Source organism: Brevibacillus sedimenti (assembly GCF_020923495.1).
Lineage (GTDB): Bacteria > Bacillota > Bacilli > Brevibacillales > Brevibacillaceae > Brevibacillus > Brevibacillus aydinogluensis.
On the sequence record NZ_CP064048.1, the window covers coordinates 3,661,442 to 3,679,923 of the forward strand.

Annotated in this window: 17 protein-coding genes; 4 read left to right on the forward strand and 13 right to left on the reverse strand. The window is 57.2% G+C overall.

Going from position 1 to position 18,482, the window contains the following annotated elements; genetic code table 11:
• Positions 1 to 45 precede the first annotated feature (45 nt).
• From IRT44_RS17925 to IRT44_RS17935, 3 genes are all read right to left on the reverse strand, one after another.
• Positions 46 to 2,025 (reverse strand): CotS family spore coat protein, encoded by a 1,980-nt coding sequence (locus IRT44_RS17925; RefSeq protein WP_230077128.1) that lies wholly within the window; start codon positions 2,023 to 2,025, stop codon positions 46 to 48.
• 209 nt (positions 2,026 to 2,234) lie between these two features.
• A complete protein-coding gene (locus tag IRT44_RS17930) occupies positions 2,235 to 2,729 on the reverse strand; it encodes a hypothetical protein (RefSeq protein WP_230077129.1) in 495 nt (164 codons plus the stop codon).
• 187 nt (positions 2,730 to 2,916) lie between these two features.
• Entirely contained in the window at positions 2,917 to 3,864 is a 948-nt protein-coding gene (locus tag IRT44_RS17935; protein WP_171564261.1) for an NAD-dependent epimerase/dehydratase family protein, read from the reverse strand.
• Between the two features lie 946 nt (positions 3,865 to 4,810).
• On the opposite strand from IRT44_RS17935, the gene IRT44_RS17940 reads away from it, so the two are divergent.
• Together IRT44_RS17940 and IRT44_RS17945 are read left to right on the forward strand one after the other, a co-directional pair.
• Complete coding sequence (locus IRT44_RS17940; protein WP_230077130.1) at positions 4,811 to 5,260, forward strand: hypothetical protein; 450 nt, start codon at positions 4,811 to 4,813, stop codon at positions 5,258 to 5,260.
• A gap of 14 nt (positions 5,261 to 5,274) precedes the next feature.
• The gene (locus IRT44_RS17945; RefSeq protein ID WP_230077131.1) at positions 5,275 to 5,928 is read left to right on the forward strand and encodes a hypothetical protein; all 654 of its coding nucleotides are present in this window, start codon (positions 5,275 to 5,277) and stop codon (positions 5,926 to 5,928) included.
• Positions 5,929 to 6,029: 101 nt separating this feature from the next.
• Here the strand turns inward: IRT44_RS17945 and IRT44_RS17950 are convergent, their stop codons facing one another.
• The 7 genes from IRT44_RS17950 to IRT44_RS17980 all read right to left on the reverse strand — a co-directional run bounded on the left by IRT44_RS17950 (position 6,030) and on the right by IRT44_RS17980 (position 9,933).
• Positions 6,030 to 6,281 carry a hypothetical protein gene (locus IRT44_RS17950; RefSeq protein ID WP_230077132.1) on the reverse strand — a complete coding sequence of 84 codons (252 nt, stop codon included), beginning with the start codon at positions 6,279 to 6,281 and terminating at the stop codon, positions 6,030 to 6,032.
• Positions 6,282 to 6,299: 18 nt separating this feature from the next.
• Entirely contained in the window at positions 6,300 to 6,872 is a 573-nt protein-coding gene (locus IRT44_RS17955; RefSeq protein ID WP_171564264.1) for a manganese catalase family protein, read from the reverse strand.
• An 11-nt stretch (positions 6,873 to 6,883) separates the two neighbouring features.
• Positions 6,884 to 7,135 carry a spore coat protein CotJB gene (locus IRT44_RS17960; protein WP_171564265.1) on the reverse strand — a complete coding sequence of 84 codons (252 nt, stop codon included), beginning with the start codon at positions 7,133 to 7,135 and terminating at the stop codon, positions 6,884 to 6,886.
• Between the two features lie 222 nt (positions 7,136 to 7,357).
• On the reverse strand, positions 7,358 to 7,639 hold the full coding sequence (locus IRT44_RS17965; RefSeq protein ID WP_171564266.1) for a hypothetical protein: 282 nt from the start codon (positions 7,637 to 7,639) through the stop codon (positions 7,358 to 7,360).
• A 268-nt stretch (positions 7,640 to 7,907) separates the two neighbouring features.
• Positions 7,908 to 8,258, reverse strand: coding sequence for a YolD-like family protein (locus IRT44_RS17970; protein ID WP_171564267.1), 351 nt, complete (start codon positions 8,256 to 8,258; stop codon positions 7,908 to 7,910).
• A complete protein-coding gene (locus IRT44_RS17975) occupies positions 8,255 to 8,698 on the reverse strand; it encodes a YhjD family protein (RefSeq protein ID WP_230077901.1) in 444 nt (147 codons plus the stop codon). Before IRT44_RS17975 ends, IRT44_RS17970 begins: the two co-directional genes overlap by 4 nt.
• Complete coding sequence (locus tag IRT44_RS17980) at positions 8,698 to 9,933, reverse strand: DNA polymerase IV (protein ID WP_212131933.1); 1,236 nt, start codon at positions 9,931 to 9,933, stop codon at positions 8,698 to 8,700. Before IRT44_RS17980 ends, IRT44_RS17975 begins: the two co-directional genes overlap by 1 nt.
• A gap of 354 nt (positions 9,934 to 10,287) precedes the next feature.
• On the opposite strand from IRT44_RS17980, the gene IRT44_RS17985 reads away from it, so the two are divergent.
• On the forward strand, positions 10,288 to 10,773 hold the full coding sequence (locus IRT44_RS17985; protein WP_230077133.1) for a GNAT family N-acetyltransferase: 486 nt from the start codon (positions 10,288 to 10,290) through the stop codon (positions 10,771 to 10,773).
• 1,249 nt (positions 10,774 to 12,022) lie between these two features.
• On the forward strand, positions 12,023 to 14,599 hold the full coding sequence (locus tag IRT44_RS17990; protein ID WP_230077134.1) for a cadherin-like beta sandwich domain-containing protein: 2,577 nt from the start codon (positions 12,023 to 12,025) through the stop codon (positions 14,597 to 14,599).
• Between the two features lie 153 nt (positions 14,600 to 14,752).
• On the opposite strand, the gene recG is transcribed toward IRT44_RS17990, so the two are convergent.
• The 3 genes from recG to sdaAB are packed head-to-tail and all read right to left on the reverse strand — an operon-like array spanning position 14,753 to position 18,387.
• Positions 14,753 to 16,807, reverse strand: a complete 2,055-nt coding sequence (gene recG, locus IRT44_RS17995; RefSeq protein ID WP_171564272.1) for an ATP-dependent DNA helicase RecG — start codon at positions 16,805 to 16,807, stop codon at positions 14,753 to 14,755.
• On the reverse strand, positions 16,804 to 17,691 hold the full coding sequence (gene sdaAA, locus IRT44_RS18000; RefSeq protein WP_212131887.1) for an L-serine ammonia-lyase, iron-sulfur-dependent, subunit alpha: 888 nt from the start codon (positions 17,689 to 17,691) through the stop codon (positions 16,804 to 16,806). The genes recG and sdaAA overlap by 4 nt, the downstream gene beginning before the upstream one ends.
• 30 nt (positions 17,692 to 17,721) lie before the next feature.
• A complete protein-coding gene (gene sdaAB / locus IRT44_RS18005; protein WP_171564274.1) occupies positions 17,722 to 18,387 on the reverse strand; it encodes an L-serine ammonia-lyase, iron-sulfur-dependent subunit beta in 666 nt (221 codons plus the stop codon).
• Between the last annotated feature and the right edge of the window lie 95 nt (positions 18,388 to 18,482).

Here is an 18,482-nt window from a genome sequence, read left to right on the forward strand (position 1 = left end):
GGCCGCCTTAATTCAAGTGGTCGATGTTTGGCCGAAGAGGCGTTTTCAGTTTTTGACCGCTTTCTTTTTGACTTTGACCGTTCTTTTTGCCGATGCGGATGACTTCTGCTGTTTTCGTTTGACCTTCACCGTGGAAGCCGCTCGGCGCGCCAACTTTTTCAGCTTGACGACGCCGGTTTTGCTTTTTTGCTTCGCTCTGCGCTTCGCTGCCTGCGAAGCAGACTGTGTCAGTTTGCGCGTGATCGTCGTCCGAGGCGTCTGGATCGATTTGCGCTTCGTCGTCCGAGCCTTCTCCGGTTTGCGCCGGCTCACGCTCCTCACCGCTTTCACAGGCTTACGTTTTTTCTGCGGGCGGCTCTCATCTCGTTTCACAACGCGAACACGCTTGCGGTAGACGCGTTTGGCGTCTGCGGCTTTGAGTTTTATCCGCACTTTATCCCGCACGACAGGCACCAATGAGACGGCGGGCTCCTTCGCTTCCGCTTCGGATGGCGCAGCACCGACTGGTTCCTTTACCTTTGTCGCGACTGCAGGCTCTTCTGCCGCACGCCGTTTTCCTTGCTTCATAGCAACTGCAGGCTCTTCTGCCGCACGTTGTTTTCCTTGCTTCGTAGCAACTGCAGGCTCTTCTGCCGCACGTTGTTTTCCTTGCTTCGTAGCAACTGCAGGCTCTTCTGCCGCACGTTGTTTTCCTTGCTTCGTAGCAACTGCAGGCTCTTCTGCCGCACGCTGTTTTCCTTGTGCGAGCGGTTCAGGCACAGCAGCCATATCCCGTTTGCCTTCCATAGCCGATTCTGGCTGCATCTCTGCTTGTGCCGGCTGCTGCAGAACCCATTTGTCTGCATCCGGAACACTTTCCCTGGCCGGCCGGCTCGGTTGGCGCAGCGCCGCCAACTGTTCGTAATTCTCTGCCTTGTATTTGGCTCTGTCCTTGGCCAGTTCCGCCAGCGCCTGCCACTTGGACTGGTCCGCGGCGACAATCCGCTGCTGGATAGCTTCCACTCCTCCCGTGCTCAAAAACGTCACCGGATCGTAAAATATTTCTTTGAGATGCTTGTAAAACTCGTTGGGGAGGGCCATGTCAATCAGCAGGACGTCGAAGCTTTCCGCACTGAGCGGATTTGCCTCGTGGTACGCCTCGATCATTCCGCGCATCCAGGTAATATCCCAGACGCCCATGTCATCCATCGTGCTCGTAATCAACTTGCGCAGGTCGCGAAAAGGGAGATCGTACGCGACCCCATCCAGGTCGATCACCCACAGACCGCCTGGCCCCATCTGTCCGTTTGACCATCCGTAATCCTGGTGAACCAGTCCCCAATACGGTTCGCCCATCGCCACCATGTGTCGGTAGGGAGACTCGTTCAGCTTTTGCAGCGCATCCCAGGCCTGCCGCTCAAACTCGTCGACTACGGAGAGTATCGCTTGGCTGGCAGGAATGTCGTTGTACACTTTGGCAACTTCGCGCAGCCACCCGATCTTTTTGGCCACCTTCCTGTAGTAGTTGGGCCATTTGTGCAGCCGCGACGCGTTCTTCGCCCCTTGCGGAGGGACGTACCCCTTGGAGTAGCGATGAAACTCACCCAATCCGTAGCACAATTGCTGGGCTCCAGCGAGGTCGATTTTGGTCGCCGGCGTGAGGGGTTCCACCCATTCGGTGACGATCCAGAGTTTTCCGCCACTTTCAACAAACAGTTTGCCGTCCTTTGCCGGGATGAGCTCGGGAACTCTGCCCCCCTGTTGGCGAATGTACGCTTGCGCCCCGACACTAAACAAGCTCCTCGCCGGAGCACGGTGCAGCAGCTTCAGGCTGCGCGGTCCCTTGTTGGTCTGGATTCGCCAAATCGCACCACCCTTGTCAGGTTTCGATGTGATCAACGTGCGCTCGCTGACAGACATGTCGTAGTGAGTCATCACTTGTTCCGCCAGCGCGTCGATCTCCGGTGGCACTTGCAAATCCCAATTAACAGGTTTGTTTCCTGTTGCCTCTGGGTTATCCCACGGCTTGATAACGTATTGGTCCATTGTCTCCCTCCGATGTACGTTTTGTAAATCGGTGTAAATCTTTCGTAAACCTTTTATAAGGTATTCGCAGCGAAAGGATCACGTAACGGACAAATATCTATCCGCACTTGAGAAATCGTGCCAACGGCCCCCTCATCCGCACCGGAACAAGAAAAATCGATGCGCCTGCCCGGCGCATCGTCTCGACGCGTTGCATGTTGATGCTGTTTTTAGTCGTCCTCGTCTTCTTCCTCGTCTTCTTCTTCGTCTTCTTCCTCGTCTTCATCGGACTCATCTGCGTCTACTTCCGCGTCTTCTTCCTCGTCTTCTTCTTCCGTCTCGTCTTCGTCTTCTGTTTCGTCTTCATCTTCCGTCTCGTCTTCATCTTCATCTTCATCTTCGTCTTCATCGGACTCGTCTGCGTCTACTTCCGCGTCTTCTTCTTCGTCTTCTTCTTCGTCTTCTTCCTCGTCGTCATCGCCTTCTTCGGATTCTGCCTCGTCTTCGTCGTCCTCTTCATCTGCATCTGCTTGCGCGACGACGCTATCCGTTTCTTCGTCGTCTTCCTCGTTCAGTTCTTCTTCCAGGATCGGGTCTTGGCCGGACGAGTAGATCAGTTTCTTTTTGTTGCCGTCCGCGTATTCGATTTCAACCTCCAATTCCTCGATCCCGTTTTCGTCCCGCAGCGTTTCGCTCAGATGCTCCAACCAGGTTTCTTGTGACATCTGCCTTTGACCTCCCACCATCAAGTGTCATTTTTGCTTATAGTCATCGGATTCCCCTTTGACTTGTATCACTATATGAACCTGTCTGCTGGTCGGTTTGAGCAGATATCCACTTTGCAAAGCGGAATTTTTCTTCCTGTCCGATGGGGGGACAATCCACTGATTCGGCCAGGGCTGATTGCTGCAATCAATCAGAGAGCGTGGAACGGATGGCGGCGATTTGCCGGGCCAGTCCCTCTTCCAAGGGAACAACAGGCCGGTACCCCAGCAGTCGCTCCGCTTTCGAGATGTCTGCCCACGTGTGTCTCGGCTCCCCGTGGAGATTTCCCGTGAAACGGAGTATCGCTTTCTCTCCTGTCAACCGCTCCAGCATGGCGATGACGTCCAGCACGGAGGCACGTTCCAAACCGCCGATGTTGATCGTCTCGCCGATCACTCCGTTTGCCGTCAGCGCTGCAGCTGTGGCCTCCACACAGTCGGCAACGTACGTAAAATCGCGGGTCTGCCGACCGTCTCCAAACACCGTAATCGGCTCGTGTTTCATCAGGCTGTGGATAAACAAATGGAACGCCATGTCAGAACGCTGGCGCGGGCCATACACGGTAAAATACCGCAATATCACAATCGGCACCCCGTAGCAGAGCCGATAGACATGGCATAAATGCTCGCCGGCCAGCTTGCTGACACCGTATGGGGAAAGCGGTACAGGCGGAGCGTCTTCCGGGACCCGTCCGGTCTTTTCACCGTAGACGGACGAGGTGGAAACATAGATGAACCGATCCAGCTTACTGACGCGGGCCGCCTCCAACAGCCGCTGGGTAGCCAGAATATTGTGCGTAACATACAACTGAAAATCGCTGCCCCAACTGGAGCGAACACCAGGCATGCCAGCCAGATGATACACCACGTCTACTCCTTGCAGCAGAGCGGGGAGATCAGCCTGGAGCAGGTCTTCCTGGATAAACCGAAAGCGCGGATTTTTGACGAGCGCGGCGATATTTCTCTGTTTGACAGGAGCGAGCGACGGATTGACAAACACATCGAGGCCCACCACTTCCGTTCCCTCCATCTGCAGCAGCCGTTCGCACAGATGGGAACCGACGAAGCCGGCGGCGCCTGTCACCAGTATGTTCATGGTCGCGGTACCCCCTTTCTATACATGCACAATCACTTCATGGCTGAAGCCTCTGCCCGTCATGGCTGACAAACAGCATGCTGCTGCAAAACGCTTGCTAAATAGTATGCTGACGGCAGACGGACACTTGGACGCATACCGCTTGCCGCGCAAATTTGGCTCTTGTCTACCCGGCCCCGGACTGTCAGAACAGGCATGACACGGTCAATGTCGAGACGCGGGCAAACGCCTGGGGTCCGCCCACACGCAAAAAAGAGCCGGCGGTTTTTCCGTCGGCTCGCTCGCTACTGCTTCGGCAAGTCGATTGGTCAGCTTGCCTGTACTCAAATGATGTCATCCTTATCCCGAAACTATGGACCTCTTCATTCGTAAAAGTATATAACTCAGTCTGAAGGTCATGTCATGTTGTTCAAAAAACTGATAAACAGCCTGCTCGGCAGCCGTCCCGCTTCCCGTACATACCGGCGGTACAGCAGGAGCGATTACAAGCACGGCGGCTATCACAAGCAGCATGATGGCCGCGGTCATGGACACGGACACGCGTACTACAGGACACTCATTAAAGAAACGCATTTCAGATGCGGCTTATATAGCAGTTGGCATCACTTAATTTCAAGGTCCTTTTTCATGACAGCTTCCCTACACACATAGGCTCAACAACATGAGAAGTATGTTTAAAACATTTAAAAGCAAAAAATTTTTTCCTCCATCCAAAATCTACATTACCGCATCCACTATAATGACTCGTCTTTTTCAATGACAAACTAACACCCTTTTTCCATATCAATCAATTTTACCAATTTGTAACTACTTTGGATAATAAAGAAATTTATAATAATTCTGCGATCCACACTTAAGATATTGGTGAAAGGAGTTTATATCATGATAAGGAAAGTTAATATCGCGGTGTTTGTCTGCAGTTTTCTTTTCGCTACAGCTTAGTTCTGTGGCTTTAGCAAAACAAACAGACCAATGGGGAGACTTTAAATCTAATTGGTTTCATCCTGATTATGGATGGGGAAACATTGCTTACAGAGTTCATATGATCGAAGAATACTATATTGATAAAAATAGCGGTGATGTTGATTTAACACACCATCATGCAGTTGCAATCGGTAATACCGGTAGACATCCTTATCCTGTAAACCTTGTAATTAGTAACGAATATCGGGACAGTTATGGAAGATTTGGTACCGTCAATGATCTTGAATGGAAATGGAAGGACAGATTGAGAGATTACATTAGCAATCCGGGCGAAACAGTATACGGTGGAGGAAATACAAAACAATTCTCCAGTAGTACTACTGACAAACCAAAAGCAATATCTTCCCCCGGTGCAGTTGCAGATGGGGTATACTACGGAACATCGAACAACCTGACATTGAGTATTAAATAACAAGAGAGGTGTATATGATGAAGTACACACGTATTGTAGTAGCATCGTTAACGGTTCTTGTCTTAAGTGCAGGCACCCTTTCTCATACATGGGCAAAAAAGGATCCCGATGAATTTGAGAGAGGGCAAAAATATGCGCAGATATACACCGAAACAGTAAAGATGGACAGAGCCTCCCTCCCCTTTAATGCTTTTCTTCAGAAGAATACGGACATGACCATCACCCAGGAGGAATTAAACGATAAAATCGCCAGATATACCGCCTATTCCCAGGCTTTTGGCGTTACCCTAACACCTGAGCAGGCGATGGATAAGGTAATCGAGAAACATTTGCTCAGGAAATATGCGCTGGAACACCACTTGTATCCTTCTGAAAAAGAGATCATCCAGCACATTGAGGACATCAAAAACAGCTACCTGCAAGACCGATCGCCGCTGATCGAAGGAATGATGGACGAACTGGGATTATCCGTTGATGAATTTTTCTTTGATTTTTTACGCGATGGGTATGAGGAAGAACTCGTGAGACTGAACATCATCAACAAGCTGAAAGCCGAACACAAGAAATGGAACAACGAATCCGACAATGATTATCACAACAGAATGATTGAAGAGCTGCAGCGCTTGATCGAGAACCTGAAAAACAATTCACATCTCTTGGTCAAGTAGCCGCTTACGCGCGTATCACAGTCCTTCAATCGTCCCCGCAAATGCAAAAAGCCATCCGCTTCCTAAACGTGGATGGCTCTTCATTATGCCCAAACGCTATCCTACATCCGGTACGGATTCTCATACGAATCATACAGCCACCGAAACAGCGTGCCCGCTGCCAGCGCTTCCGGCAGCGAAAACTGGTCCATGTACGGATCGGGCGGATACGGTTTGACCGGAGGCAAATTTACGGGCGGATAGCTGCCCGTCACCTGCGGGAAAAAGCCGACCCGCGGAGGAAAGTGGCCTGCCCGGGTGAGCGGATGCGGCCTGCCTTTGGCGGCGGCTTGGCGGACTTGTTCCTTCTTCATGCGCGCATCCCTCCTTCGTCAAAAATACTTTTTCGTCTTGTACTCTTCTTCCACGATGCACAGCACTTCGCGAAAGCGTTGGGAGTGGACCACTTCCCGCTCGCGCAGGTATTTTAAGACCTGGATCACATCCGGGTCGTCCGTCAAGTTAATCAGCCACTGGTAGGTAGCGCGGGCCTTTTCCTCGGCGGCGATGTCCTCCGCCAGATCGGCGATCGGGTCGCCCTTGGCCTGGATGTACGCCGCCGTCCAGGGATTACCGTTGGCATCCGTATAGAACAGCGCCTTTTCGTGTTCGGCGTACATCGATCCCAACCCGGCTGCCCTCATCTGCTCCGGCGTGGCATCTTTGACCAGCTTGTGGATCAGCGTGGCGATCACTTCCATGTGCCCCAGTTCTTCCGTGCCGATGTCCGTCAGCAGCGCTTTGGCCCGCTCGTTCGGCATCGTGTAGCGCTGGTTCAGGTAGCGGAGCGCCGCAGACAGTTCTCCGTCCGGTCCGCCGTACTGGGTGATCAGAAATTTGGCCATTTGCAGGTCCGGCCTGCTGACGCGGACGGGGATTTCCAGCTTCTTTTCATAAATCCACATCGCTGTTCACCTCAATACTCGATTTCCCACGGCCACGGCGTGGCGTTCCACACCCAGCGGCTGGGGGAAGACGAAAAACCGTACTGCATCAGCGGGCCGCACTTCGTTTCATACTCCGCTTTCAAGGCGATCAGCTCTTTGGACAAGCAGTTGTATTGATGAACGGCGCGCTGGTCTCCGGGGTTCACGTCCAGATACAATTGCAGCTCGACGAGCGCAAACTGCACTTCCTGCATTTTGCGAAGCGCATTGCTGGGCTCCATGAGACTCCTCCTTTTGCTTCCCGCTGCCTCTGCCAGGGCGAGCTTGTTTGCTCCGCACGTGCCCGGCGGGCGCTTTTTTTCTCTTACCACCGTATGCATCTGGGCGTTTGTCGGTCCCTCCCACCGCGGCGCAAACAAAAAACCTTTCGTCGTCCCGCTCCCGGGATGAGAAAGGTTTGCGTGTGCGTATTCGTCTCTGTGCAGCGGCGTGCGATCTGTCCGCTAGGTGGTGACGTGCTTGGCCTTGGGTTTGGTGATAATGTGATGGCCGCGCGGCAGGCCCCGCTGCTGCAGTTCTTCTTCCGTCAGGATATGGAGCGTCTCGTCCTTGCACGGCATCGGCATCAATCCGCCAAACGGGCTCATGACCCGCCCGTTCGTGTCCGTTTCGATGACCACGTACAGTCCCTTGTTTTCCAGCTGCTGAATGAACTCCGTCCAGCGTTTGGCGGTCATCTGCTCCGCGTGCCTGGTAAAAATGACACCCATTTCTTTTGCCAACATGTACAATCTCCTTTAACGTACCTCAGGTCTTGATCGGAAAGATATCCTTACGATACTCTGAAACATCCCGTTCTGGCAAAAAGCATTTCGCGCAAAAAACAGCGAAAAAATGCTGATTTTCCCCGCCTGCTGTCGCAGGAACAGCACGTCACCACCGCGCACGGCATTTCACCGTGCCACGCTGTTTTTTGCCGCTTGCCTTTTTCTGGATGTCCGTGCCAACTCGCGCCAAAACGGCCCGTCTGCTTGCCGACCCTGTCCCTTCTGCTCAGGAGATTGCTGTCAGTTCGGCGTCCAGTAGGCGGGCAAACGGAATCCGCAGCGTCTTCTCCCCGCTCTTCAGCTTCAACTGCCGGCTGGCCGGATCGATGTGAACCACCCGGCCGCTCAGGCGGCGGGCCGCTTCGCCGTCGTAGTAGCTCAGGCTCACGACGTCCCCCGTCTGGAACGCTTTCCAGATCTGCTCGCTGACGGCCGCCAGCTGTTCTTCGTCCAATTCCGGGGGGATGTAGCGCCGCTCTTCGGCCTTGATCCGCAGGTACATCTCCCGATGCTCGGGCAGCACAAAGCGGCTGGCCGCAAACAAATTGTCCTTCTTCGACACGCGTTTTTCCTTCATGTTGCCTTCTCTCCTTCTTCTTCGCGGCCGATCTGCCGCGCATGACGCTCCGGCCCCATCGCGCCCGGGTCCTGGCGGAGGACGTGCTGCTGCATGATCCACAGCCGGACCAATTCCTGGCATTCGGCGCGCAGCACCTCAATGAAGTAGACCGCTTCCCGCACGTACCCGCGCAGCCGGTACTGCACCACGTAGACGCCTTGCTCCCGGCGGGCGCTCAGCAGGACGCATCCCCGCTGCCGCAAATGGCGGCGCAGTCTGTGATGCTGCCGCTCCGCCCAGCGGGACAGTTCCTCGAAAAGCCAGTGGTACGACAGCTTCAAGGGAACCTGCCGCATCCGCTCCCAATCCGCCATGACCGCGCGAAACAGCAGCCCGAACAGGATGTACAGGCGCAACAGCTCCTGCTCTCCCTTTGCCGCCTGCCCGTCCCGCTCCATCACTTGTAGTGTCCCCCGATCTTGCGGGCACGCTCCCGCGCCTGCCCCGCTCCCAGCAGGGAAACCGCCCGCAAAATGGCATCCTGTCCGTAGCGGGCGCGGATGTCGTCCATGGCCCGGGCGAGCGAACGCTGCCTGTGTGTGTCGGTAAACAGGTTGAGCTGCACCACATTGTCAGGCACCAATTGATCCAGGCTGACACCGACGCTGCGCACCGGCGTCTGCGTCCAGTGCCGGTCGAACAGGCGGCAGGCCGCTTCGTACAGCGTCATCGCGTCATGGGTTGGCTCCGGCAGCTTCAACTGCCGCCCAAAGCCGGCAGGGGCATCAAAATCGGCCCCGCGGCATCCGACCGAGACGACCGATCCCATCAGCCGCTTGCTCCGCGCCCGGCGGCATACCTCCTCGCACAACTCCAGGAGCACCACCTTGATCTCGGCTGCGGTGTGATAGTCGCGCGGCAGCGTCATGTGATGGCCGATGCCCTTTTGCGTCTCGTGGGTCTGAGGCGACACCGGCGAATTGTCCAGACCGTGAGCCGTGCGCCAGAGCACCTCGCCGTTTACGCCCCAGCGGCGGGCGAGCACTGCCGGAGACATGCGGGCGAGCTGCCCGATCTGGTAGATGCCCATGCGGTGAAAGTGACGCTTCATCCGCGAGCCCACCCCGAACAGCTTTTCGATCGGCAGCTTCCAAAGCGTGTCGGCCAGCTCTTCCCGCTTCAGCCAAAAGATCCCCTCTTCCCGTTTTTTGGCGAAGTTGTCACAGGCCATCTTGGCCAGCACCTTGTTCTCCCCGATGCCGATCCGGGCGTTAATCCCGGTCTCCAGCCGGACGCGGCGGCGGATTTCCTCGGCGATCCGCCAGGGGTCACCGAACAGCCGGACGCTTCCTGTCACGTCCAGAAACTGCTCGTCGATGGAATACGGCTCCACCAGATCGGTAAACGACTCAAAGATGCGGGTAATCTGCACGGAGACGCGCAGGTACGTCTCCATCCGCGGGCGAACGACCACCAGATGCCGGCACTTTTGCTGTGCCTGCCACAGCGCCTCTGCCGTGGTGACGCCGTATGACTTGGCAATGGGACAGGCGGCCAAAACCACACCGCTGCGCCGTTCGGGATCGCCGGCCACGACGATCGGTTTGTCCCGCAGCTGTGGCTGGGCCGCCTTTTCAATACTGGCGTAAAAGCTCTGCATGTCAGCCAGGAAGATGATCCGGTCCTTGGTCATGATGTTCATCCCCCAACAAGAACATTTGTTCCTACACTCTGCTCTTAGTATAGCAAACACATGTTCGCTTTTATACTCCCTGCATGCAAAAAAGGCGCTGGTAATTTTTTCTCCCACTAACTGCCGAACGGCAGGGAGGACGGCGACGGGCAGAGAATCCCGATAAGCAGGAAGCCAAGAGGACAGCTTCGGTCCACTCGGCTGTAAAAGGGGCGCCAGGAGCAGGCGGCGGGCGGCGCGGGACGGAACCCTTCGCCCCAGGCGGACATGATCCGGCATGCGGGTCCGATCTCGAATGCCCCCACGCTGCGGCAAGCCGGTGGAAACCCGCCCGATCAGAAAGGAGCATCGCCCATGAGCATTCAGCTTCGGCCAACCCGTCCGGCCGACATACCGTTTGTGTACGAGACCGAACACGCGGCGGAAAATCGCCCGTTTCTCCTCCCATGGACGGAGGAACGGCATCGACAGGCCCTCGCCCATCCAGACATCCGCCACCTGATCGTGGAGGAAACGGAGACCGGCAGAGCGGTCGGCTACGTTATCATCGCCGGGCTGACCAACCCGCACGGCAGCATCGAGCTGATGCGCATTACGATCTCCGCGAAAGGGAAAGGATACGGCCGCCAGGTCCTGCGGCAGGTCAAGCGCTGGGCGTTTGAGGAACAGCAGGCTCACCGCCTTTGGCTGGACGTGAAGGAGGCAAATCAACGGGCCCTGAACCTGTACCTGTCCGAAGGATTTGTCATCGAAGGCAAACTGCGGGAATGCCTGAAAACCGGCGAACGGTACGAGTCGCTGCTCATCCTGTCGATGCTTTCATCCGAGTACAGGGACTGACGCCGGGAAGCAGCCGTCCGTCTTTTCCCCTTCCTGACCACGCATTCTAAGCGGCCGTGACCTGTAGACCATCATCCGCCCTTCGCTCCTTGCCGGACAAACGAGACAAACGGGAATTTCACTCGCAAAAGAGACGTGAAAAGCCGTACTGAAAATCGTTTGGAAACATTACAATGTTGTAAACGATCAAGGCTTTGGCCCGTCCTTGGTCGCGCAGTACATCCAGAAAGGAGTTGACATGACGATGCGACACATCAGGTTGACCGCAGGCTTGCCTCCTTTCGCCCGTTTTTTTCTCGTTTCGCTGTTGGCCTTGTTTCCCGTTTTTAGCGCTCCTCCTCCCGCTCATGCCGAAGCCTCAATCACGATCGACTCACACGAGAACAAAGAACAAATCATGGGAGGAACGATCCGGGTGTCTGGCACATACGTGGACGGTGCGCGACGTTCCTGAACAATCCACTTAGAAATAGGTGGCAAAACCAGGGGGCTCCCCGATTTAGGGAGTCTAACTCTGTACCCGATTCGGCGGGGGAAGTGCCCGCCCGGAATGAAAGTCGGCATTCCTGCCTAATCCTCCGACATGCGCGGCCGATTTGCCGCGGACGCGTATGAAGCTCGGTGAAGTGCGGCGTCTTTGCTTAGGTAAAAGATGCCGGGGGGCCATAAAGCTGCTATGCCCAGGAGAACGCTTCGGCGTTGGCACGAATCCTCGGAAGAACGACCCGTCCGGCGGGGATATCGCGGTCCCCTCCTCCCCGCATTACCGCGGGGCAGTCGCGGAAGGAATTTCGTCCTCGTTCCTTCTGTTCCACTCCGGTAAGGGAATGGAGTTCCCCCGTCCTCCGACTGCGGGCGGGCGAACGGCTGACGGGTCAGAGAGGAGGGCTACGGCAGCAGATGCAAGGCTAGGGTACAGGGAACGTCGGAACTTCGGACGAAGATGCCAAGCGGGGCAAACCGCGATGCTTCGAAACGGCAGGAAATGGCCGTTGAATCCGAAGGACAGCAGCCCGTAGTAGCGAGGAAGCAGGGTAATGCCTGTGGAGCGAAGGGGCATAGCCATGCACTCCGCTGGGGAGAACATGGCGGAACGCCGTGTGCGGTGAAAGCCGCACGCACGGTGTGACGTGGGGGAAAAGGGGTTCCACACGATGCGCTACCCGCGCAGGCGAGGACGCACCCTTACCTATCACGATCGTACGAGCTAAAGCTCGTGATCAATGCCGAGACACTGGAAGACGTTTACATGAACGATCCTGACGGAGACGGTTCCGGCACGTGGTACTACGACCTCGACACCAGCCCGTACGACGGCCCGATCGAGATCGCCGTGAGAGGCTGGGACGCGAGGACCCGCTACGGGGTCTGGTCGCCATTTGTCACATTGTACGTGAATAACCCCGAGGCCAACAAACCGGTCGTCACCATCAACAGCCCTGCAGATGGCACACATGTGAACGGGCCAGTGATGATCCAAATCTCCGTGAAGGCAAAAAACCCGATCTCATCCGTGGAAGTGAGAATCAACGGAGGAAAATGGCTGAAGGCCAAGGCAGACGGCTCAAAAGGCCGTTACAAGTACCTTTGGAATCCGCCGGCCGGGGCTTCCAACACCAGCTGGATCGAAGCACGGGCGCGTGACAGCCGGGGAAATGTCGGCACCAGCCTGACCACATACGTCCGCCTTGGCTGCGCCCAACCCGAACCCGTTACGTTAGAACCGCAGGATAGGGCCATGTGGATCTGGGAAAAGGCGTCGTACAACCTGTTTTACAACGACGGCTCCAAGGAGGTGCTGGACGCCCTGGCACAGGACACGGCCACCTTCGACTCGGACCCCGTCACGACGTTTTACCTCGGCATCGACCAACTGCACGGAAAGCATGTGATGCAGGAAGATCCGGACAAGGTGCGGGCGTTCATCTCCTGGGCCCACTCCAAAGGATACAAGGTGCACGCGACCATCGCAGGCGGAACGATCCCGCCCTACCTGGGCGCTTACAGCCGCTACCACGAGTTCGCCGTCCGCGCGATGGAAGGCGTGATCAACTACAACCTCTCCTCTGCTCCCGACGAACGATTTGACGGTGTCAACGTGGACATTGAGCCATACCTTCTGCCCGATTTCAAAACCGACCAGCCTTCCGTCCAAATCCAGTACCTGGATGGTCTCGCCAAAATGATTCAGCGAAGAGACGCTGCCGGGATCAACCTGCCGTTTGGCACCGTAATCCCCAGATGGTTTGATACGGCCGACCAAGCGCGGGACATCCCCTGGAGGGGAACGACGACATGGCTGTCCGAGCACGTCCAGGACATCAGCGACTACATTGCCATCATGGACTACCGGGACACAGCCGAAGGATCGGCCGGCATCATTCAGTCAGCGCTGGGAGAACTGTCCTACGCCAATGCCATCGGCAAGCCCGGGTCCGTCGTGATCGGTGTAGAGACACTGGACATTGCCGACGGCGGCGATCCCGAGACGATCACTTTCCGTGAAGAAGGCCGCACGTATATGGAAAGGGAACTGGACAAAGTGTACGAGGCTGTCGGGAGCGATCCGGCTTTTGCCGGCATCGCCATGCACCACTACGATTCGCTGCGCCAGCTTCCCTCCGACTGGGGGCCGGACCGGATTACGTGGGAGCCGCCGGACGACGACACCCCTCCTTCTGCCGTAAGCGTCGAACCGACCGCCATCGCGGTAGACCATCAACGGATCGACATCACCTTTGGCCGCGCCTTTGACAATACGGAAGTGGAGGAATACTACGTATACCGCAGCACCGAGAGCGGTTTTGAACCTGACGAGTCCAACCTGGCAGGCAGTACACGAGGCCTTCTCTTCTCCGATACAGGGCTCCTGCCCAACACCACCTATTACTACAGGGTGGCCGCTGTCGACGTGAGGGGCAATCGCGGCCCCGTCTCGGACGAAACGTCGGCCGTCACCGGTGACACGCCGCTCGCGCCGATGATCGTGCGCGGCTTGGAGATCACCCATACCGGCACCAGCGCCAAGGTCAGTCTGCGAGTTGTCGACATGGAGACCAACGAGCCGATCCCGTCCGCTAATGTCCACGGCCGGTTCGCATACGGAGCCGGAAGGTTTGTGGACATCGTGACGGATGAGAACGGCATCGGATCGGCCACCTCCGAAGCGGTCCCGGCTGATTGGCTGGTAGACTTTTTCGTGCGGCGGATCATCGCACCCGGATACTACTGGGCAAAAGCGTACGACGTGCAGGAACCGCTGTCTGCATACGACCCGCCGGAGGAGACACCGGCGGAACCGCCGCAAGAGCCTGGAGCTGACACGCCGAGTCAGGGTGACATCCCCGACAACGGGGCACCTCAGGATGACAGCCCTGACGACGGGGCTCCTCAGGATGACATTCCCGATGACGGCGCACCTCAGGATGACATTCCCGATAACGGGGCACCCCAGGATGACAGCCCTGACGACGGCGCACCTCAGGATGACAGCCCCGGCGACGAGCAGCCTGTGCATGCCGGACTCCTCGGGCTGACGTTCAATGAGGGTAAGTTACGTCCCGGTTTCTCTCCCGACATCACCCACTACACACTAAGCGTTGAACATGATGTAAGCGCTATCAATTTGACGGCTGCCATTTCTCCAGAGACGACGGTTATCGTAAATGACGTGCCGCTTTCCGACGAACAACCGTCCGTGGAAATTCCACTGGACACCGCCGACACGACGTTCGTAATTGCAGTCACCCCACCGGGCGGCCAGGCCGTCAGCTACACAGTCACCGTCATGCGCCAAGAGGCAGAGGCGGCTTCCACGGGTCCGTAAATCTGCCGATCAAAAGAGAGAAAAGCCTGCCGAGGGCAGGCTGATGCGAGCGGCGCACTTCCCCAGTGAACGCCGCAGAAACTGGACAGCCACGGGCCAATTGCACAACCCACCTGTCCGTTTGCAGGTGGGTTGCTGCTGCAAGGCTCTGATTTAATCGAACACGATTCCATCCAGCACGCCCTCGCGCTTCAAGTAGCCGCGCAGCCACGCGTACCGGTCGTCCTGCCAGAACTGCTCGTCCTCCACCAGGCGAGCCGTTTCCTGACGGGCCACTTCCAGCGCCTTGTAGTCGCTCAACAGATCGGCCACCTTGAATTCCGGCAAGCCGCTCTGTTTGGTACCGAAAAAGTCGCCGGGGCCGCGCAGTTCCAAGTCGCGCCGGGACAGCTCAAAGCCGTCCGTGGTTTCGCACATGACGCGCATCCGCTCTTTGCCGATCTCCGACTTGGGATCGGCGATCAGGACGCAGTAGGACTGCTCAGAGCCGCGGCCGACACGTCCGCGAAGCTGGTGCAGTTGAGCGAGGCCAAAGCGCTCCGCGTCGTAGACGACCATAAAGGTGGCGTTGGGTACGTTTACCCCTACCTCCACCACTGTCGTGGAGACAAGCACAGCGTACTCACCGGCGAGAAACGCCTGCATCACGGCGTCTTTTTCCTTTGCCGGCAGGCGGCCGTGCATCAGGCCGATGCGGTATTCGGGAAAATACTGCGTGAGTTGGGCGTGAACGTCAATCGCGTTTTGCACGTCCAGCTTTTCCGATTCTTCGATCAGCGGGCAGATCACGTACGCCTGCCGTCCCTTGCGCAGCTCGCCGCGCATCTGTTCCAGCACGAGGTGAAACTGCTCGTGCTTGCGCCAGGTGGTTTCGATCGGCTTGCGGCCGGCCGGCATCTGGTCGATCGTGGAGACGTCCATATCGCCAAAGGCCGTGATCGCCAGGGTCCGCGGGATGGGCGTGGCGGTCATGAAGAGCACATCCGGGGACAAGCCCTTGCTGCGCAGGATACGCCGCTGCTCCACGCCGAAGCGGTGCTGCTCGTCGGTGATGACCAGCCCCAGGTTGCGGAAAAAGACGTCTTCCTGAATCAACGCGTGCGTGCCCACGATTACGTCGATCAAGCCCATCTGCAAGGCGGAAATCACATCACGCCGCCGCCTGGTCCCAAGCGAACCGGACAATAGCGCCACCTGGATGCCGTGCGGAGAAAGCAGGCTCGTGAGCGACTGCAGATGCTGCTCGGCGAGAATCTCCGTCGGCACCATCAGCGCTCCCTGATACCCCGCCTTGACAGCGGCAAACAAGGCGATGGCGGCCACCACCGTTTTCCCCGAGCCGACATCTCCCTGCAACAGCCGATTCATCGCGTAGGGGGAGCGCATGTCAGCAAGAATCTCCCGGACGACCCGCTTCTGTGCATCGGTCAGCGAAAACGGCAGTGAGGCGACAAACTGGCGCACGTCGTCAATCGGCACGTCCAGCGCCCTGCCCTCCGTCTGCTGTCGGGTGATGCGCCGCAGCGCCTGCATTTTCAACTGAAATAAAAAAAGTTCTTCAAACATGATCCGACGACGCGCTTGCCGTCCGTCCTCCGCACTCCTCGGAAAGTGGATCGCGTGAAACGCCTCTGCGCGCGGCATGAGACGGTAGCGGGCGACGATGTCGGCGGGCAGAATCTCGGGAATCTCGGTCCCGTACTGCTTCAGCGCCTGCTGGATCGCCCTGCGCAGGAGCGAATGCGTGACGTCGCCGCCAAGCGGGTAGATCGGTGCCAGCTCGCCCCGCTTTTGCGCCCGGTCGGAATCCGCCTCTGTCATTTCGCTCACCGTGATCTGCAGCTTGTGCCTGTCCCATTTGCCGGTAACAAGAATCTCCTTTCCGGGAGACAGTCGTTTTTTGACAAACGTTTGGTTGAACCAGACCGCAGTCACCACCACTTTGTCGATGACCAGTTTGACAGCGATGCGAGACTTTCGCTTGCCGTAAAAACGAACAGAGGGTTCGCCGTACACCGTCCCCTGCAGCGTCACCCTCTCCCCGTCCTTTGCTTCTGTCACGTCGCGCACGCGGTAATCTTCATAGCGGGAAGGGAAATACTCCAGCAGGTCACCCACGCTGTGTATGCCCAATCCGGCCAGTGCTTTTGCCCGTTCCTCGCCTACCCCGTGCAGAAGCGAGACGGGCGTTTGATACACATCCGTCATTTTGCATCCAACCGCACACCGAAAATCTTGGCTTCGATTTGCCGGCCCGTTTGAGTGGCAGCCAGACCGCCCTGCGCCGTCTCCTTCAGCGCAGTCGGCATGGAACAGCCGATGCGGTACATCGCTTCGATCACCTCATCCGTGGGTACGACGCTCTTGATCCCGGCCAATGCCATGTCCGCCGCCACAGTCGCGATGGCTGCTCCCATCGCATTGCGCTTGACACAGGGAACCTCCACCAGTCCGGCCACGGGGTCACACACCAGACCGAGCATGTTTTTGAGCGCGATCGCGACAGCCTGAGCCGACTGCTCCGGTGTGCCGCCCGCCATTTCCACGATTGCTGCCGCCGCCATCGCCGTTGCCGATCCTACCTCTGCCTGGCAGCCGCCGGCGGCACCGGAGATGAAAGCGTTGTTGGCGATGCAGTAGCCGATCGCGCCTGCCGTAAACAGGAAATTGACCATTTCTTCGCGGCTCGGCTTCAGTCGGTCAGAGACGGCAAACAGCGTTCCCGGCACAATCCCGCACGCCCCAGCGGTCGGCGTCGCCACGATCGTGCCCATCGCCGCGTTTACTTCGTTTACGGCCACCGACATCGACACCGCATTCAAAAGCGTCGGGCCGGAAAGAAACGGCTTGGTTTTCATGTATTCCTGCAGCTTCTTGGCGTCGCCGCCGGTCAACCCGCTGTGGGAGCGGATATCTTCTGTCAAGCCGCGCCGCACTGCCTTTTCCATCACGTCCAGATTGGTGTACATGTCGTGCATGATCTCTTCCCGGCTGCGCTGGGAGACTTCCATTTCCGCCTCGATCATCACCTGGGAGATCTTTTTCCCTTGGGTTTCCGCCAATTCCACTAGTTCGGCCACGTTGCGAAACATGTTGTTGGGTTCACTCCTCTTCATCCTGCTTCAGCCAAGCGAAAGCAGGGAAACGTCTAAGATGTGGGGAATCTGCCTGATCTCGTCCAGCACCTGTGGCGATACCACCGCGTCGGTTTCGATCGCCATCAGGGCGCGCGAGCCGCGGTCGTGCCGGGAGACTTCCATATGGCCCACGTTGATGCGGTGCTGCGTCAGCACCCTGGCCACACCGGCAATCATGCCGAAACGATCCTCATGGAGCACCATCAAGGTCGGGGTGTCAAAGCCAAGCTGAAAAGAAAAGCCATTAATCTCCGAGACTTCGATTTTACCGCCGCCGATGGAAACGCCGACTACTTCGATTTCCTGATCGTCGTCGGCCAACCGGATGCGGGAGGTGTTGGGATGGCCGGTCAGCTCGTCGGACGTCTTCAGCTGTACGTCGACGCCCATGTCTTTGGCGATGCGAAGCGAGTCCTTCAGACGCAGGTCGGACGTCTCGAAGTCGAGAATGCCGGCTACCGTAGCCACGTCTGAGCCGTGTCCCTTGTACGTCTTGGCAAACGAGCCGTAAAAGGTGATCTCTGCCCGCTTCGGCTGCCGGCCGAACAGCCTCCGGGCCACTCGGCCGATGCGCGCCGCGCCGGCTGTATGGGAACTTGATGGCCCGACCATGATCGGACCGATGATGTCAAACACGCTTTTGTATTTCACCCGGTTCTCCTCCTGAATGGCAAGGGGTCACATATGCAAGCTACACTCTCATTGTATCGTACCACTTTTGAAAGCGCTACATAAATGAAAAGTGA

Excerpts from the sequence above, each read along its gene's own strand:
- IRT44_RS17925 (WP_230077128.1), bottom strand. The coding sequence starts at position 2,025 with ATGGACCAATACGTTATCAAGCCGTGGGATAACCCAGAGGCAACAGGA.
- IRT44_RS17930 (WP_230077129.1), bottom strand. The coding sequence starts at position 2,729 with ATGTCACAAGAAACCTGGTTGGAGCATCTGAGCGAAACGCTGCGGGAC.
- IRT44_RS17935 (WP_171564261.1), bottom strand. The coding sequence starts at position 3,864 with ATGAACATACTGGTGACAGGCGCCGCCGGCTTCGTCGGTTCCCATCTG.
- IRT44_RS17945 (WP_230077131.1), top strand. The coding sequence starts at position 5,275 with ATGATGAAGTACACACGTATTGTAGTAGCATCGTTAACGGTTCTTGTC.
- IRT44_RS17950 (WP_230077132.1), bottom strand. The coding sequence starts at position 6,281 with ATGAAGAAGGAACAAGTCCGCCAAGCCGCCGCCAAAGGCAGGCCGCAT.
- IRT44_RS17955 (WP_171564264.1), bottom strand. The coding sequence starts at position 6,872 with ATGTGGATTTATGAAAAGAAGCTGGAAATCCCCGTCCGCGTCAGCAGG.
- IRT44_RS17960 (WP_171564265.1), bottom strand. The coding sequence starts at position 7,135 with ATGGAGCCCAGCAATGCGCTTCGCAAAATGCAGGAAGTGCAGTTTGCG.
- IRT44_RS17965 (WP_171564266.1), bottom strand. The coding sequence starts at position 7,639 with ATGTTGGCAAAAGAAATGGGTGTCATTTTTACCAGGCACGCGGAGCAG.
- IRT44_RS17970 (WP_171564267.1), bottom strand. The coding sequence starts at position 8,258 with ATGAAGGAAAAACGCGTGTCGAAGAAGGACAATTTGTTTGCGGCCAGC.
- IRT44_RS17975 (WP_230077901.1), bottom strand. The coding sequence starts at position 8,698 with ATGGAGCGGGACGGGCAGGCGGCAAAGGGAGAGCAGGAGCTGTTGCGC.
- IRT44_RS17980 (WP_212131933.1), bottom strand. The coding sequence starts at position 9,933 with ATGACCAAGGACCGGATCATCTTCCTGGCTGACATGCAGAGCTTTTAC.
- IRT44_RS17985 (WP_230077133.1), top strand. The coding sequence starts at position 10,288 with ATGAGCATTCAGCTTCGGCCAACCCGTCCGGCCGACATACCGTTTGTG.
- IRT44_RS17990 (WP_230077134.1), top strand. The coding sequence starts at position 12,023 with ATGAACGATCCTGACGGAGACGGTTCCGGCACGTGGTACTACGACCTC.
- recG (WP_171564272.1), bottom strand. The coding sequence starts at position 16,807 with ATGACGGATGTGTATCAAACGCCCGTCTCGCTTCTGCACGGGGTAGGC.
- sdaAA (WP_212131887.1), bottom strand. The coding sequence starts at position 17,691 with ATGTTTCGCAACGTGGCCGAACTAGTGGAATTGGCGGAAACCCAAGGG.